General features: G+C 43.6%; 20 protein-coding genes. 14 read left to right on the top strand and 6 right to left on the bottom strand.

From position 1 onward, the window contains the following. Positions 1-41: 41 nt before the first annotated feature. From RE474_RS08920 to RE474_RS08910, 3 genes are all read right to left on the bottom strand, one after another. Positions 42-794, bottom strand: a complete 753-nt coding sequence (locus tag RE474_RS08920; RefSeq protein ID WP_309310032.1) for a tRNA (adenine-N1)-methyltransferase — start codon at positions 792-794, stop codon at positions 42-44. Then, complete coding sequence (locus tag RE474_RS08915; protein ID WP_309310031.1) at positions 794-2638, bottom strand: HD domain-containing protein; 1845 nt, start codon at positions 2636-2638, stop codon at positions 794-796. Before RE474_RS08915 ends, RE474_RS08920 begins: the two co-directional genes overlap by 1 nt. Before the next feature lie 91 nt (positions 2639-2729). After that, on the bottom strand, positions 2730-3317 hold the full coding sequence (locus tag RE474_RS08910; RefSeq protein WP_309310030.1) for a VIT1/CCC1 transporter family protein: 588 nt from the start codon (positions 3315-3317) through the stop codon (positions 2730-2732). A 190-nt stretch (positions 3318-3507) separates the two neighbouring features. On the opposite strand from RE474_RS08910, the gene RE474_RS08905 reads away from it, so the two are divergent. Both RE474_RS08905 and RE474_RS08900 read left to right on the top strand, forming a co-directional pair. After that, positions 3508-4527, top strand: coding sequence for an S-methyl-5-thioribose-1-phosphate isomerase (locus RE474_RS08905; RefSeq protein ID WP_309310029.1), 1020 nt, complete (start codon positions 3508-3510; stop codon positions 4525-4527). 127 nt (positions 4528-4654) lie between these two features. Continuing rightward, entirely contained in the window at positions 4655-4834 is a 180-nt protein-coding gene (locus RE474_RS08900) for a preprotein translocase subunit Sec61beta (protein WP_309310028.1), read from the top strand. Between the two features lie 84 nt (positions 4835-4918). On the opposite strand, the gene RE474_RS08895 is transcribed toward RE474_RS08900, so the two are convergent. Then, positions 4919-5203 (bottom strand): signal recognition particle protein Srp19, encoded by a 285-nt coding sequence (locus RE474_RS08895; RefSeq protein ID WP_309312233.1) that lies wholly within the window; start codon positions 5201-5203, stop codon positions 4919-4921. Positions 5204-5310: 107 nt separating this feature from the next. On the opposite strand from RE474_RS08895, the gene RE474_RS08890 reads away from it, so the two are divergent. Beyond that, the gene (locus tag RE474_RS08890; RefSeq protein ID WP_309310027.1) at positions 5311-5583 is read left to right on the top strand and encodes a hypothetical protein; all 273 of its coding nucleotides are present in this window, start codon (positions 5311-5313) and stop codon (positions 5581-5583) included. Between the two features lie 42 nt (positions 5584-5625). On the opposite strand, the gene RE474_RS08885 is transcribed toward RE474_RS08890, so the two are convergent. Then, positions 5626-6096, bottom strand: a complete 471-nt coding sequence (locus tag RE474_RS08885; protein ID WP_309310026.1) for a DUF5806 family protein — start codon at positions 6094-6096, stop codon at positions 5626-5628. Positions 6097-6212: 116 nt separating this feature from the next. On the opposite strand from RE474_RS08885, the gene RE474_RS08880 reads away from it, so the two are divergent. Next, complete coding sequence (locus tag RE474_RS08880; protein ID WP_309310025.1) at positions 6213-6629, top strand: universal stress protein; 417 nt, start codon at positions 6213-6215, stop codon at positions 6627-6629. A gap of 37 nt (positions 6630-6666) precedes the next feature. Here the strand turns inward: RE474_RS08880 and RE474_RS08875 are convergent, their stop codons facing one another. Beyond that, the gene (locus RE474_RS08875) at positions 6667-7482 is read right to left on the bottom strand and encodes a sugar phosphate isomerase/epimerase family protein (RefSeq protein WP_309310024.1); all 816 of its coding nucleotides are present in this window, start codon (positions 7480-7482) and stop codon (positions 6667-6669) included. Positions 7483-7573: 91 nt separating this feature from the next. On the opposite strand from RE474_RS08875, the gene RE474_RS08870 reads away from it, so the two are divergent. The 10 genes from RE474_RS08870 to mtrH all read left to right on the top strand — a co-directional run bounded on the left by RE474_RS08870 (position 7574) and on the right by mtrH (position 14184). Next, positions 7574-8593 carry a U32 family peptidase gene (locus tag RE474_RS08870; protein WP_309310023.1) on the top strand — a complete coding sequence of 340 codons (1020 nt, stop codon included), beginning with the start codon at positions 7574-7576 and terminating at the stop codon, positions 8591-8593. 26 nt (positions 8594-8619) lie between these two features. Next, on the top strand, positions 8620-9006 hold the full coding sequence (locus RE474_RS08865) for a DUF5402 family protein (RefSeq protein WP_309310022.1): 387 nt from the start codon (positions 8620-8622) through the stop codon (positions 9004-9006). Between the two features lie 255 nt (positions 9007-9261). Beyond that, positions 9262-10176 (top strand): tetrahydromethanopterin S-methyltransferase subunit E, encoded by a 915-nt coding sequence (mtrE, locus tag RE474_RS08860; RefSeq protein ID WP_309310021.1) that lies wholly within the window; start codon positions 9262-9264, stop codon positions 10174-10176. Continuing rightward, positions 10173-10892 carry a tetrahydromethanopterin S-methyltransferase subunit D gene (gene mtrD, locus RE474_RS08855; RefSeq protein ID WP_309310020.1) on the top strand — a complete coding sequence of 240 codons (720 nt, stop codon included), beginning with the start codon at positions 10173-10175 and terminating at the stop codon, positions 10890-10892. The genes mtrE and mtrD overlap by 4 nt, the downstream gene beginning before the upstream one ends. Next, complete coding sequence (gene mtrC, locus RE474_RS08850) at positions 10893-11702, top strand: tetrahydromethanopterin S-methyltransferase subunit MtrC (RefSeq protein WP_309310019.1); 810 nt, start codon at positions 10893-10895, stop codon at positions 11700-11702. Next, entirely contained in the window at positions 11699-12013 is a 315-nt protein-coding gene (locus RE474_RS08845) for a tetrahydromethanopterin S-methyltransferase subunit B (protein ID WP_309310018.1), read from the top strand. Before mtrC ends, RE474_RS08845 begins: the two co-directional genes overlap by 4 nt. A 1-nt stretch (position 12014) precedes the next feature. Then, positions 12015-12743: a tetrahydromethanopterin S-methyltransferase subunit A gene (gene mtrA, locus RE474_RS08840; RefSeq protein ID WP_309310017.1), complete on the top strand. Its 729-nt coding sequence runs from the start codon at positions 12015-12017 to the stop codon at positions 12741-12743. Between the two features lies 1 nt (position 12744). Next, entirely contained in the window at positions 12745-12972 is a 228-nt protein-coding gene (locus RE474_RS08835) for a tetrahydromethanopterin S-methyltransferase subunit F (protein ID WP_309310016.1), read from the top strand. A 1-nt stretch (position 12973) separates the two neighbouring features. Continuing rightward, a complete protein-coding gene (mtrG, locus tag RE474_RS08830; RefSeq protein ID WP_309310015.1) occupies positions 12974-13210 on the top strand; it encodes a tetrahydromethanopterin S-methyltransferase subunit MtrG in 237 nt (78 codons plus the stop codon). Between the two features lie 17 nt (positions 13211-13227). Beyond that, a complete protein-coding gene (gene mtrH, locus RE474_RS08825) occupies positions 13228-14184 on the top strand; it encodes a tetrahydromethanopterin S-methyltransferase subunit H (RefSeq protein WP_309310014.1) in 957 nt (318 codons plus the stop codon). The last annotated feature ends 33 nt before the right edge of the window (positions 14185-14217 follow it).

Here is a 14217-nt window from a genome sequence, read left to right as displayed (position 1 = left end):
TCAAAAAAAAGCTCGAAAAAAATATATTTTAAAAAAAGAATTCAGGCTCTTGCTATTGTTATAAAGCCTGTATGACCTACTTTTGATGTTGAAGGGCGAGTTCCTCTTGAAGAAAATGAGATCTCACGTTCAGTGAACTCCATAGTCATAACCTCGTCAAAGCCCTCTGCGTCAAGTGCATCACGTATTTCCTTTGTCTGTTCGAAGAACGGAGAATAAGTTGCAATGAATCCACCCGGATAGAGTACCTTCTTTACATTGGGAATAACGTCCTTGGTGTTCTGCGTATCAAGAGTTATAACGTCGAACTTTTCATCGATGTTCTTAATCTCATCGACAATATTGCCACAGCGAAGTTCTACATTATCAAGGCCAGCACTCTGCACATTCTTAGCTGCAACCTTCATGAATTCCTCATTCACCTCATATGTTACAACCCTTTTTGCAATCGAACCAAGGTACATTGTAAGAATTCCTGAGCCTGTGCCTGCATCAAGAACAACATCATTTTTATTAAGACCGGTGTAAGCAATGATCATGCCAATATCCTTTGGCATCATAGGAGCGCCGGTTCTTTTTGCATGCCTGAAGAAATCCGGCATCTTAGGACGCTGAATTGTGAATTCCTGACCCATGTGAGATACAACTGTATCCCCTGGTTCTTTATCAACAAGAGATGACAGCTCAATTATTCCAAAATTCGTATGCAGCTGATCATCGGAAACTTTCGCAATGAACTCTTTGACCCTATCCCTATGGGAAGTCTTCAGCAAAACCAACTCGCCTGTTAACATTATTTTACACCTATGGAACGTTTTTTAGCTACATACCTGTTTGAAGGGATAGTAACTATATCCCTTTTGATAGAATGTTTGACCATTGAAAGATGAGACATCATTTCTTCAAATTCCGGACGATATGCATCTGCAAGTGTGCCTGCATATTCAACCCCTTCCCATGTAAGCACATATTCATAACTCTGCCGGAACCTTCCATCTTTTTCATAATAACGAAGATCCTCATCAACTATACCCATGGCAACCAGGACCTGAATATCCTCAAAGACCTTTTCAGAATACGGGAAACCATACCTTTCATGGAATGAATAATCAAAGAGATTCTTGAGTCTAGCGAAAGTACCAAGTTCACGGATAGTACGGTAGAGCCATGTTATGTGCCTCAGACGAGGAACTGAAACAAATCCCGGTTTTTCATCCACAAAAATACTGTGCACAGCATAGAATAACAGGATTATACCCTCAATTGGAAGATAATGATCTTCTCTTGTATAATGCAGAAGTCTTGGTGAAAGGTCATCAACAACCCTGCGAAGTTCTGAGAGTACATCAGGTGAATCTTTATCCATGACAACATCAGGATGGGAAAATGCAGTAAGTGAGAGCTGGCGTGATATTGCACGGACAAGACCATTAGCGAGTGCGGATTCATCATAGAAGAAGCCATCTTCATCATCCATTGCAACACGCATGCTTTTTGGAACACCTGATGCAACAGTCAGATCCACAAGTACATCGCCAAGTTCCTTTGCAAGCCTTGTTTCAAGTCTCTTTGTAGCCACACCATGCCGGGCAATTGTTGAAAGTGACATCCTTGTGGATGGCCTGAGTATCTTCTGGCTGAGCCTTGCAACTGGTTCATACAACCTGCCTTCACGGAGATTATCAAGCAAAGACAGGGATTTTTCAGATGCATTTGACCTTATGAAATTGAGCAGGTCGTTGTCATTGTACTCTGTGAAAAAGCGGATAATTTCATTCTTTGCCGCATCTGCCCCGGATTTGTTTTTGAATTGTTCAAGGGTATCCTCAAGTGCATATAGAAGCATCACCCTTGCAGCCTGGGTTTTTGGATTGTGAATGATTGCAGTATAGTGGTGTGCACGGGATATGAGCATGGATTCTGCGGCAGTCAATGCCATATCGTTGCCATAGCTTGAACCGTCCGTACTTCCAAGGACGATATTTTCATCCTTTATTATTAGACTACTGATTATCTGGTCTACATCGATAAGTCCGAAGGACACGCCAGTATGATAGGAGTCACGCAGCAGGAAATCTATCCGGTCAGCATCCACATCACCTGCAATTACCTGTGCCAGATATGGTTTTGATATGGAACGTGAATCTCCGGTTGCTATCTTTGAGATCTCATCAAAAAAGTCGAACGCATCTATTCCAAATTCAGATTCCACATAGCCTGCAAGGTAATTATCCTGTGGCAATATCCTTGAAATAATATCTCTGGAAAAAGCTTCGTGTTTTATGAACTTCTTTCCTTCGATCACCGGCTGCAACTGAGGGTTACGTTTGAGTACATTCTCCACAGCGTGTGAGAATGCAGAATGACCTACGTCGTGCAGAAGTCCTGCAAGTCTTATTTTGCGAATATCTTCATCTTCAAGTGAAAGGGAACGCCCTATGACAGATGCCATGTGCATAGTACCGATACTATGCTCAAAACGGGTATGATTGGCACCGGGATATACGTGATCCACAAGACCTAGCTGCTGTATATTTCTGAGCCTCTGGACATGCTTTGTGTTCAGCACCATCTGCTCGAACTCATCGAGTATGATAGTCTTGTGTACCGGGTCGTGGATTATCAGGGGTTTTCGCATTTGCTGATAATATGAATAGAGAGTATATAAATGAAAGGCAAAACAAAGAGAAAGAGAAGATCGGACAAAATACCCACAAAAAATGAGAACATTACCCGCCGATTACCACAGTTACAACAGCGATAGTCATACCAACAACAGCAGTGATAAATCCTGACCTTAACCTGTCCTTTGGGCTTTGTTCATATGTCCTGAAGTAACCGGTCACAAAAAGCAGGATTATTCCGAGCCAGTTGGATATCGCAAGAGCACGATACATATCCGGCACTACAAAAAAAGGAGAGAGGACCATTAGCCCGGCCAGAGTGGAGACAAGTAGGGTTCCTGCCACAATATCGAATGCATCTCTTGGACGCACGAATTCTTTCCTTCCGGCAGCAGACAGATAGGATATCAGGTCAAGATACAGATCCTGCCTTTTACTTTCATCAATGTTGCTGAGTATCGTATTGGACAACTGGTCATGTATCATCGATATTGCAGCCTCAGTGTCAAGACGGGACTTGCACAGGTCAATTATCTCATTCTCCATTTTGAGATTATACCTGCGTTCCCATACATAGAAAAGTCCATCTGCCAGTCCCCAGGCAATACAGCAAAAAAGTGCGGAGTACACTACGGGCATGTACGAGGTAACGGAGGCATCTGAAAAAGTTCTCAGTACACTTGTAAATGTCATTGCAAGTATTACTGCATAAATAGCTTCAGCGCCTGCCCAATACCTGCCGATGTAGTTTGAAAGACCCGTATATACTCACCTCGTTAATGGGTTAACCTGATGTAAACTACTTTTATTTATATAGGTATGGATAACTGAAGTTAACCTTTACATTTTTATCCCGGTTCTGACATTTAGAGAGACAGATACCATGAGAACCATAGACTGGAATGATGACTCTAATTCAATTGTAATGATAGACCAGACACTTCTCCCAATGGAGTACAAGGTCATTGAATGCAAAACGCTTGCTTCCCTTTGTGAAGCAATAAAGTCCCTGCGTGTGCGGGGAGCTCCGGCACTTGGAGCTGCCGGTGCCTATGGTATCGCACTTGCCGCAACCCTGAGCAGTGCAAGTGACATGGATGCACTCATAAGAGATCTGAATGTAGCTGCAAAAACCATCAAAGCAACAAGACCCACAGCAGTTAACCTTGCATGGGGAGTTGACAGGACAATGGGTGCAATCTCAGATGCATACGACCTCAGCGGTATCAAGGATGTAGTGCTGGCTGAAGCTAAGAACATCGCTGACGAGGATGTTGAGACTAACAAGAAACTTGGAAAACACGGAGCGAAATTGCTTGAAGATGGTGACACGGTAATGACACACTGTAATGCAGGCAAGATGGCATGTGTTGACTGGGGAACTGCACTTGGAGTTATCCGTTCTGCTGTCGAGGCAGGTAAAGACATCAAAGTAATCGCATGCGAGACAAGGCCACTGAATCAGGGTGGTAGAATTACAACATGGGAACTCATGCAGGACAATATTGATGTTACACTCATTTCTGACTCAATGTCAGGACATGTAATGAGCAAAGGCATGGTGGACAAAGTGATTGTCGGAGCTGACAGGATAACAGGAGATGCAGTGTTCAACAAAATAGGAACTTACACACACTCAGTCCTTGCAAGAGAACATGAGATCCCATTCTTTGTTGCAGCACCAATATCAACCTTTGACCCGAACAACTGGGAAGACACTGTCACCATCGAGCAGAGAGATGCAAATGAACTGCGTTTCTTTAAGGATGTTCAGATAGCACCTGCTGATGTGAAGGTTTACAACCCGGCATTTGATGCAACACCTATGGAAAATGTGACTGCGGTGATTACAGAGAAGGGAGTATTCTACCCGCCATTTTTGCTGGATGAACTTCTGGCATGAATGCGCAATCTTTTAAATCATTAATGACATGAGAGGGTCAGGTAAATTAATAATAACCACCATAAATGGTTAATATAAAGTTTATATATTACTCACTAAATAATCATTAACACTAAATGGAGATATTATGGCAAAAAAGAAATCCAGTGGTAATGGCTTGATGTCATCTGCCGGTCTTATGAGATATTACGAAGCTGACAAGAAAGCAATACATGTAGACCCTAAAACAGTGGTTGCAGTCGGTATTGTTATCGGTCTTGCTATTCTTATACTTGATGCGAACTTTGGAATGTGGCCAATAGCATAAGCATAAACTGCTGTTGCTAACGCAACAGCTATATTATATCCTTTTTTTGCAAATTAAATTGGAATTAAAAAATAGCGGATGCTATCAGGAACGCATTTCCTTGATAGCTGCGCATATCCTTCTGCAGTGATGAGTTTTGGGTGCAGTGTTATCAATAAGTACTCTGCCCTTTGCTTCCCACCAGCTTTTAGGATAGGCTTTGTCTGCTTCAACTTCAGGATTCAACCCAAGCTTTGCTGCAGCCTGGTTTATCTCAGTAATTGTAGGGGACTGTACAGAGGTCTTTCTGGAAACAATGCGACCATCTTTTCTTGATTTGGTCTTATCGATGTATGCCGGCCAGATGACCAGTTTACCCCTGTCTTTCATCATCATGGACTTTAGAATACAACTCATTCGATTTAAATTTGCCCTGAGAAAACACAACATTCTCAAAATGGATAAGACTTAAGTATACAGAATGCTGCCTTGTACCCATGATAGATGTACCAAGAGAAATAAAAGTTGAAACTGAAGTTGAGGATTTTATCCGCAAGGCAAAGAAAGACTACAGACTTTGCACAACCTGTGGAGGGCCTGCTATTGTTCCTGCTGAAATGAGCATGCCAAAAGATTCCGACATAAAACTCAAAATGGGTGAGAATACCCTGCATGTATCCAAAGTACAGGCAAGGTATATCAGGCAGATTGAAATGAGAATGCTGCTTGGATATCTCAATTACTGTGACAGGAATGGAATCGAACCCTGATTGCGTGATTCTGATCACTATTTTTTGATCTTGTTTGTATGTTCAGTAATAAGCCTCATCCAGAGATTCATTGATATTTCTAAGCACCTCGGCAACGAGCATCTGAACCTCAGTTGCATGCTCTTCCGGGACTTCACTGCCCTCGGTATCCATTAGTTTTTTGATATCCTTCACCATCTGATGGATGATCTGCAGCATTTCTTCCTGAGTGATAAGACCTGCATAATATGCGTAAAAGAATGTCGTACCGCTGCGCTGGACTTTTTTCTTGAACGAAGCACGTGCGTTTGAGACTTCCTGCCTGGAATATTGCTCATCCATAAATGGAACGAGTTCCGGGAGGTTCTCGCCTATCCAGGTCATTTCTGAGTGATTGGAGAGATTCTTGAAGTCTGCACACATCCTGGAGATTACCCATTCACGTGCTGTCAGATGAGTAGTTTCTTTTAAAAAACGAGTTACATCGGAGTAACTTTTGTTATCCATTTTTTTGAATTTCTGATACTTGTTCATCACCATTCACCCGTACAAGAACTTATCTGCAGACTACAAATACACGGTATTGCAGCCAGTGTATTACACAATGATTCCAACATATTTAATTATAACCTATACAATTCAGTTTTTGAATGAAACTACTCATCCCGACCGATGGTTCGATATATTCATCAAATGCCGCAAAGGTGGCTGCAAAGATAGCCCTGAATCATGATTACAGACTTATAGTTCTTCATGTAGTCCCTGACAAGGGTTTTTCCAGAAAGACCTGGCAAAAGAAAGGAGCTGACAGTGTTATTTCCACCATCACAGACATCCTTACTGAAGCCGGATGCGACGAAGATAGGATTGATACTATAATAGAGGACGGCAGTGCACCCGAAAAAATAGTGGAAATCGCAAGAAATGAAGGTGTGGACCGCATAGTCATCGGCACGCAGGGAAAGAATGGGCTTAAAAAAATAGTTGGGTCAGTTACCGAAAAAGTGCTTCAGATATCTGACGTGCTTGTACTTGTGGTGCCACCCAACTATAACATGAGCCTGTGATTTTGAACGTTTTTGATTTGTGAGTTGTGCTGAGAAACTAATCACTCAGGGCTTTTCTTATTGTTGCCTTTCCTGTACGCACATCATCCATGGAGAAAACCTCCATGTTAAATATTCCCTTATAATTATTCAGTTCCTTCAGGACAGTATAATCTATAGTACCTGCACCCGGAGCAAGGTGCTGGTCACCGTCATACTCATCTGTCCATATTCCACCATTATCGTGCACATGGACATGAATTACATGTGGAGCCATGGTCTTTGCAAACTGCCTGAGCTTATTACAGTCGCCGCCACATGTAAGGTTAGCATGACCAATATCGAAGGTTGCACCAAGAAAATCAGAATTTACCGTCTCAACTGCGCGCACAAGTTCTACGGCATCACAACATAAATTGCCAGTAGAAGTGCCTTCTTTGTTCTCAAGACCAAGCATCACTCCAGAGTCCTGCGCATCTGATGCCAGAACTTTCAGATTAGACACCATTTTGTTGAAACATGATTCACGGTCATCCTCACAGCTAAATCTACCGGGATGCAATACTATTGCACCAGAACCCAGTCGGGATGCCAGTTCAATTGATTCACGCATCAGGCGGAATTCCCTTTCACCCATTGATGCCATGTCAACCACAACATCCTTCGGATAAGTAGGGACATCTGCAAAATAAGGTGCATGAAGTGATGTTTTTAGATCAACTGTCGAAAGCTCATCGAGCAATGATTCAAGAATATCTTTCTGCAAAATAGAATCTTTATACACGCCAAGTTTAGGCATGTAAAGTTCAACTGATTGCAATTCAGAGGCTATATCGGAAAAACTTCCTGCAAATGAAGAGGCACCAAGAATCATGGATTATTGGTCATTGTACTAATTGATAAGGTTTTTGCTTTTCTAGCTGGAACCAAAATACTTATCTAAATTAAAGGGTACCAGCAAAGCAATGAAACTGTATGCGCCACACGTAGGACACCTTGAAGCACTTGAGGAGCTGCTTACCGGTTCCAAAGATATTTATGGTATCTACATGGCAGGCACACCTGACTATGTAGGCACTGGAAGAACTAACCTCAGTTCACCGGGACTTGAAGAGATTGCCGAGCAGACAGCACGTGCCCATGAAGAAGATGTGAAGATGGAAGTGGTCCTGAACAGTTCATGCATGGGTGGCCAGCACTTAACTCCTGAAGGATATAACAGAGTAAACTGGTATTTTACACAGCTCCATAACATTGGCGTTGATGCAGTAACTGTTGCTGAACCTTATTTTATAGAGATGTTGTCAAAAGATTTCGACATGGAAGTTGTCGTCTCAGTACTGTCCTTTGTGGATTCGCCTCAAAAGGCTGAGTTCTATGAACAACTTGGTGCAGACACTATAGTAATAGATCCTGTAATAAACAGGGATTTTGAAAAACTTGAAGCAATAAGAGACTCAGTATCCTGTGACCTTAAGCTTCTCGTCAACGAAGGGTGCCTTTACCAGTGTCCCTTCAGGTATGCGCACTTCAATTTCTTTTCACATGCCAATGGCCCCGGACCAAAACTGAATGTTCTGGATGACTATTATTACTACAAGTGCCTTTCACTCAGGATCAGCGACCCACAGCAACTAATCAAATCTCCCTGGATAAGGCCTGAGGACCTGAAAGAGTACAGGCACATTACAGATACCTTCAAGATCGGAGGAAGGACACACTTCCCTAACTGGATACTAAACAATGTCCAGGCCTATGCAAATGAATCTTATGATGGTAACCTTATGGACCTGCTTGATTGTCCAAGGGATATCCGTGACCTGTTCTACATATCAAACAAGGAACTGGAAGGTGCCATTAACCAGTGGAAGCAGTGCGGTAAAGTCTGCAACAAATGCGGATACTGTAAAAAGCTTGCAGAAAAGATAATCAAAGTATATACTGCAGAAGGATGCGGGAATATACTAAAACCCCTGAAATCTTAAACACCTTAGTTAGAAGGAGGGCAATTATGACAATTACAGATACACTGGCAAAGAACCGTGGTGAACTTGAGAATAAATTAAGGAACCTGCTTGCAAAGCCTGTCTTCCTTATTGAGATGGATGCTTTTGCTCTTCCATGCGGATGTAAGGGTTTAACTATTAATACAAGAGGATTACAGTTTGATGATCTGGAGATCTTTGAGGAACATATTAATGAGTACCTGAAAAAGACTTCCGAGAATTTAGAGGTTGAGCCTTCATTCCTCTTTGCAAGACTTGTGCCTGGTACGGCAGAAGTAGCATCATTAAATAGCAGAGTTCTTTGCAATAGGTGTTACATGGACTTTGCGCGGGGAACTGGCAAGCAGCCAAGACCGGACATATATATACTTAACTTCTCACGCAGGGAATAAAATCCTGCATTCCAATATTTTTTGAAATATATATTTTAACCGTTGGTTGCTACTGGTATTTTTTGAGCTGCCAAAATGAAAAGACCCGTATTTTGGCTTGTTCCATTCGAAAGGTTTAAGAAGTATTTAATATAATGCAAACCACCTGACGTTAGTCTACGCCATATTAATTATGATAAAATATTCGAAGTTAGAATATTGTAATTTTGGCACGATTTACGCTTAATTATACAACACAAAAAGGAGGAAATGTGAATGGAACCGCTCACAGGTATGGGCGTACTGGCACTTATGGGAGCAGCCGCAACTATTGCAGGTGCCTCTGAAGACCTTGAATCAGATGTTGGGTCACAGAGTAACCCTAACTCTCAAGTGCAACTTGCGCCTCAGATGATGTATCCACACAGGATCTATAACAAAGCTGTTTCTGGTGAACCACCATCAAACGCACTTATGTGTGCAATCGGTGGAACAACCGCAACCGTATTGATGAGCACTGGTGCATCTGCTGCTCTGGCATTGGCTATTGGGTCAATTGTCGCTGCAGCAATACACGGTACATACTCAGTATCATCATATTTCGGAAGATCAGCAAGTCAGAAACGTTTTAAACAACCAATTTATTTAGATATACTTAGAAGCCACACACCCGTAATCATGGGATATTCATTTATCACAACATTCTGTATCCTTGTGGTATCATATCTTATGGTAGCCGTAATGGCACACCCATTCCCACTGCCACTCCTGGCATTCATTTGGGGAATCACTGTCGGTGCTATCGGTTCATCAACTGGTGATGTACACTACGGTGCAGAGCGTGAATTCCAGGCTGTCGAGTTTGGATCCGGTCTTAACGCTGCAAACTCCGGTAACATCGTGAGAAAAGCAGAGTCCGGTCTTAGAAATGGTATCGACAACTCATGGTTCTGTGCAAAATTCGGTGGACCTGTAACAGGTCTTGCTTTTGGAATGACCGTATTCCTCAGTGGCTGGGTCACAGCAACTTTTGATCCAAGCAGAGGAGATGCAATTGGCTGGGTTTCAGTCCTTGCAGGTGTAATTATTGTACTTATTCTTATATTGTGGAACAGAAACATTGAAGTTGCTGCCCGCGCTGCATTTGGAACATACAAAGAAGACGAAGCAGAAGCAGAGGTGGCTGCATGATTGATGTAGCAGGAATTTTAATGCAGAATATACTCTACGTGATTTTGATCACATTAGGTGGAGTATTAATTTCATGGAGTGTTCACTTCGTACCAGTAGGTGGTGCTCCAGCAGCTATGGCACAGGCAACTGGTATCGGAACTGGTACCGTACAGCTCGCAGCTGGTGCAGGTCTTACAGGTCTGGTTACAGCTGGTGCAATGATGCAGGTAACAAACAACGCAGCACTTGTAATTGCATCCGGTGCAGTCGGTGCAATGATCATGATGTCTGTAACAATGATCGTAGGAACATGGGTTTACGCATATGGTGTCGGATGTCCTCCAGCATCAGCAAAGGTAAAGTACGACCCAATTACAAAGGACAGGCAGGATCTCTATGTATCACAGGGTACTGAAGGTCACGGACTTCCAACCGTATCATTTGTAAGTGGTGTGATCGGTGGTGCTCTTGGTGGTATCGGCGGTTCACTTGTATACTACGCACTTATGAGCGTTGAGAACGGACTTCCACTCGCAGACCTTGTAGGTATTGCCAGTGTTTTCGCAGTAGGTATCTTCTTTGTGAACGCAGTAATTCCATCCTATAACATTGGAGGAACTATCGAAGGTTTCCACGACCCTAAGTTCAAGAGATTCCCAAAGGCAGTTCTCGCATCACTTATAGCAACTTTCTTCTGTGCACTTATCAGTGTACTGTCAATAGGAGGTCTGTAAATGTCAGCAGGCGGAAGTGGAGCAGCCGCAGAGGCAATTCCACAGAATAACATAATCGCCTTCGGTGTATTAGGCGGACTTATAGGAATATACGGAGCATACTTCCTCGTAGGTATGGTCGGACAGTATATGTCCTTCATCGGTGCCCTTGGCGCAATATGCGGTATGGTATGGGGCGCAGCAGCAGTTAGAAGAGTAGCAAGTTACGGTCTTGGTACCGGTGTACCTTCAATCGGTATGCTTGCACTTGGTATGGGAGTCATCGCAGCAACATTCGGCCTTGCAGTAGGCGGTGTTGCAGGACCAGTAATTGCACTGATAGTAGCAGCAATCATTGGACTTATGATTGGTGTTATTGCTAACAAGATCCTCAATATGGGCATCCCTATCATGGAAGTATCCATGACAGAGATCGCAACAGCAGGTACAATCACTATTCTTGGACTTGCGGTCGCAATGACAGGAACATTTGACTTCCCGGTTGTACTCAGCCAGGTAATCACTACCGGATACATTGCAGTGATTTTCATTGCAGGTGGTCTGGCAATCCTTCACCCATTCAATGCATGCCTTGGCCCAGATGAGAAACAGGACAGGACACTCATGCTAGGAGTTGAAAAAGGTGCAATCGCAATGATCGTTGCAGGAATTGTCGCAACCACTAATCCAAATGCATCAGGTGCTCTTACAATCCTCATTGGAATTGCACTCTGGTACGTAGCATTCAATGGATTCTATGAGCGTACAAAGAGAGATGCATACGATGTTGTAGGAGCTGGAATGCTGCCTTCTAAGGAGGAATTGGAATGAGCATGGTACACGCAGCCCCAGAGGCACACCTTGTACTGGACCCACTTACCTCACTCCTCGCAGCAGAGAGAGAAGATATAATCCAGTATTCAATGGATCCTATAATGGAACAGCTCGACGAACTTGACAAAATAGCTGATGACCTCATCAACTCCCTGTCACCAACAAAACCACTCATGAACTCATATCCTGGTCGTGAGAACACCTCATACAGTGCAGGTTTCTATGGTAACTCATTCTATGGAGTAGTAGTAGGTCTGGCTGTTGCAGGACTTATGCTCCTGGTCATGAGCGCATTAGGAGTGATGTGAAATGGCAGATAAAAGAGAACCAGCAGTCGGATGGCCAATCCTTAAAGGAGAATACGATGTTGGCAATGTCAACAACTGTGTTGCAGTAGTAACATGTGGTTCACACCTCTCAGCCGGTCCAATGCTGGATGCAGGTGCCTGTATAGCAGGTCCATGTAAGACAGAGAACCTCGGTCTTGAAAAAGTAGTTGCACACGTAATATCAAACCCAAACATCAGATTCCTCTTAGTAACAGGTTCTGAAGTAAAGGGACACATTACCGGTGAAGCTATTGTCATGATCCACAAGAATGGTATCAAAGACAACAGGATCGTCGGTGCAAGTGGTGCAATCCCTTATGTAGAGAACCTTTCAGCTGAGGCAATTGCAAGATTCCAGGAACAGGTCGAATGTATCGATTTCATCGGTACCGAGGACATGGGCGCAATTACCGGAAAGATCAAGGAATACGCATCAAGGGACCCTGGAGCTTTCGACGCTGACCCAATGGTACTTGAAGTAGGAGAGGGCGGCGGAGACGATGCTGAGGAAGCCGGCGGACTTAAACCAATGGCAGCCGAGATGGCAACCGTCAGAAGCAGGATACTGAGCATCAACAAGGAAATGATGGCTATCGGTAACCTCAACAAATTCCACTCCGGTGTGCACGCAGGAAAGGTAGAAGGTATCATGATCGGTCTGGCAATCACATTGTCACTTCTTGGAATGCTACTGTTCGGAGGTAACTGAGATGGCAGATGAAGAATATGGAAAAGGCGTACCAATGGTAATTAGCCCACAGATGGGACCCATTGAAACCGTAGTCGAGGATATCCGTTACAGAGCCCAGCTTATTGCAAGGAACCAGAAACTTGATTCTGGTGTTTCCGCAACAGGTGTCGCTGGATTCATTGCAGGATTCATATTTGCAATTGTAATGGTAGTTATCATCCCTATGTTCGCTTGGAAGGTGATGTAAAATGGCCGATGACAGAAGCGACAGGGTACCAAGTGTAGTCACTAACCCGGAAGATTTCCAGGCAGTTCTTGAGAAACTCAACAAGATTGATGAGAAGATCGAGTTCGTAAACAGTGAAGTTGCACAGCGTATTGGTAAGAAAGTTGGAAGAGACATAGGAATACTTTACGGAGCTGTTGCCGGAATAATCATGTTCCTGCTTTATGTACTGTTCCTTGCACCTATGCTCGGTATTTAATAAAAGAGGTTATTCATATGTTCAAATTTGACAAGAAACAAGAAGTATTTGATGTCGGTGGCGTCAAGTTTGGTGGCCAGCCAGGACAATACCCCACAGTACTTGTAGGAACAATGTTCTACAACAGGCACAAGATTGTGACTGATGAAGACAAGGGTGTCTTCGATGTAGAGGCTGCAAACAAACTCTGGCAGGCAATGGTTGACATGGGCGAAGTTACAGGTAACCCAATCGTAAACCAGATTGTCGGAGAAACCCCAGAAGCAATCAAGAAGTACATCGACTGGTTCGTAGAGGTTGACAACAAAACACCTTTCCTTATCGACTCATCCGCTGGTGACGTTCGTGCAGCAGCAGCAGAGTATGTAACAGAGATCGGTGTAGCTGACAGAGCTATCTACAACTCCATCAACGCCAGTGTACATGCTGACGAGATCGAGGCAATCAGAGACAGTGATATCACTGCATCTATTGTACTTGCATTCAACGCAACAGACCCAAGCGTAAAGGGTAAGCTTGAGATCCTTGAATCCGGCGGTACCGGTCAGGAGAAGGGTATGCTCGAAATCGCAAAGGAATGTGGAATCACAAAGCCACTCATCGACGTAGCAGCAACCCCACTCGGAGCAGGTTCCGGTGCATCCATGAGAGCAGTCATTGCAATCAAGGGACACCTCGGACTTCCTGTTGGTGGTGGATACCACAACATGGCATCCGCATGGGACTGGATGAAGGCATACAAAAAGCAGTTCGAAACAAAGGAAGAGAAGCAGGCAATCTACATGCCAGCTGATATCGGAACAAACCTTGTACCACAGGTACTCGGATCAAACTTCCAGCTCTTCGGTCCTATCGAGAACACTGACAAGGTATTCCCTGCAACAGCAATGGTTGACATTATGCTTGCAGAGACTGCAAAGGAACTCGGCCTTGAGATCATGGACGAGAACCACCCAATCAACAAGCTGGTTTAAACCAGCTTTTTTCTTTTATTTTCTTTTCTTTTT

Source organism: Methanolobus sediminis (assembly GCF_031312595.1).
Taxonomy (GTDB): Archaea; Halobacteriota; Methanosarcinia; order Methanosarcinales; family Methanosarcinaceae; genus Methanolobus; species Methanolobus sediminis.
The sequence above is the reverse complement of the archived record's forward strand: the minus strand, read 5'-3'. Positions and strand labels throughout refer to the sequence as shown.

Bases quoted from the DNA above. Each gene is read 5' to 3' on its own strand.
- RE474_RS08920 (WP_309310032.1), bottom strand. From the start codon at position 794: ATGTTAACAGGCGAGTTGGTTTTGCTGAAGACTTCCCATAGGGATAGG.
- RE474_RS08915 (WP_309310031.1), bottom strand. From the start codon at position 2,638: ATGCGAAAACCCCTGATAATCCACGACCCGGTACACAAGACTATCATA.
- RE474_RS08910 (WP_309310030.1), bottom strand. From the start codon at position 3,317: ATGACATTTACAAGTGTACTGAGAACTTTTTCAGATGCCTCCGTTACC.
- RE474_RS08905 (WP_309310029.1), top strand. From the start codon at position 3,508: ATGAGAACCATAGACTGGAATGATGACTCTAATTCAATTGTAATGATA.
- RE474_RS08900 (WP_309310028.1), top strand. From the start codon at position 4,655: ATGGCAAAAAAGAAATCCAGTGGTAATGGCTTGATGTCATCTGCCGGT.
- RE474_RS08895 (WP_309312233.1), bottom strand. From the start codon at position 5,203: ATGAAAGACAGGGGTAAACTGGTCATCTGGCCGGCATACATCGATAAG.
- RE474_RS08890 (WP_309310027.1), top strand. From the start codon at position 5,311: ATGATAGATGTACCAAGAGAAATAAAAGTTGAAACTGAAGTTGAGGAT.
- RE474_RS08885 (WP_309310026.1), bottom strand. From the start codon at position 6,096: ATGAACAAGTATCAGAAATTCAAAAAAATGGATAACAAAAGTTACTCC.
- RE474_RS08880 (WP_309310025.1), top strand. From the start codon at position 6,213: ATGAAACTACTCATCCCGACCGATGGTTCGATATATTCATCAAATGCC.
- RE474_RS08875 (WP_309310024.1), bottom strand. From the start codon at position 7,482: ATGATTCTTGGTGCCTCTTCATTTGCAGGAAGTTTTTCCGATATAGCC.
- RE474_RS08870 (WP_309310023.1), top strand. From the start codon at position 7,574: ATGAAACTGTATGCGCCACACGTAGGACACCTTGAAGCACTTGAGGAG.
- RE474_RS08865 (WP_309310022.1), top strand. From the start codon at position 8,620: ATGACAATTACAGATACACTGGCAAAGAACCGTGGTGAACTTGAGAAT.
- mtrE (WP_309310021.1), top strand. From the start codon at position 9,262: ATGGAACCGCTCACAGGTATGGGCGTACTGGCACTTATGGGAGCAGCC.
- mtrD (WP_309310020.1), top strand. From the start codon at position 10,173: ATGATTGATGTAGCAGGAATTTTAATGCAGAATATACTCTACGTGATT.
- mtrC (WP_309310019.1), top strand. From the start codon at position 10,893: ATGTCAGCAGGCGGAAGTGGAGCAGCCGCAGAGGCAATTCCACAGAAT.
- RE474_RS08845 (WP_309310018.1), top strand. From the start codon at position 11,699: ATGAGCATGGTACACGCAGCCCCAGAGGCACACCTTGTACTGGACCCA.
- mtrA (WP_309310017.1), top strand. From the start codon at position 12,015: ATGGCAGATAAAAGAGAACCAGCAGTCGGATGGCCAATCCTTAAAGGA.
- RE474_RS08835 (WP_309310016.1), top strand. From the start codon at position 12,745: ATGGCAGATGAAGAATATGGAAAAGGCGTACCAATGGTAATTAGCCCA.
- mtrG (WP_309310015.1), top strand. From the start codon at position 12,974: ATGGCCGATGACAGAAGCGACAGGGTACCAAGTGTAGTCACTAACCCG.
- mtrH (WP_309310014.1), top strand. From the start codon at position 13,228: ATGTTCAAATTTGACAAGAAACAAGAAGTATTTGATGTCGGTGGCGTC.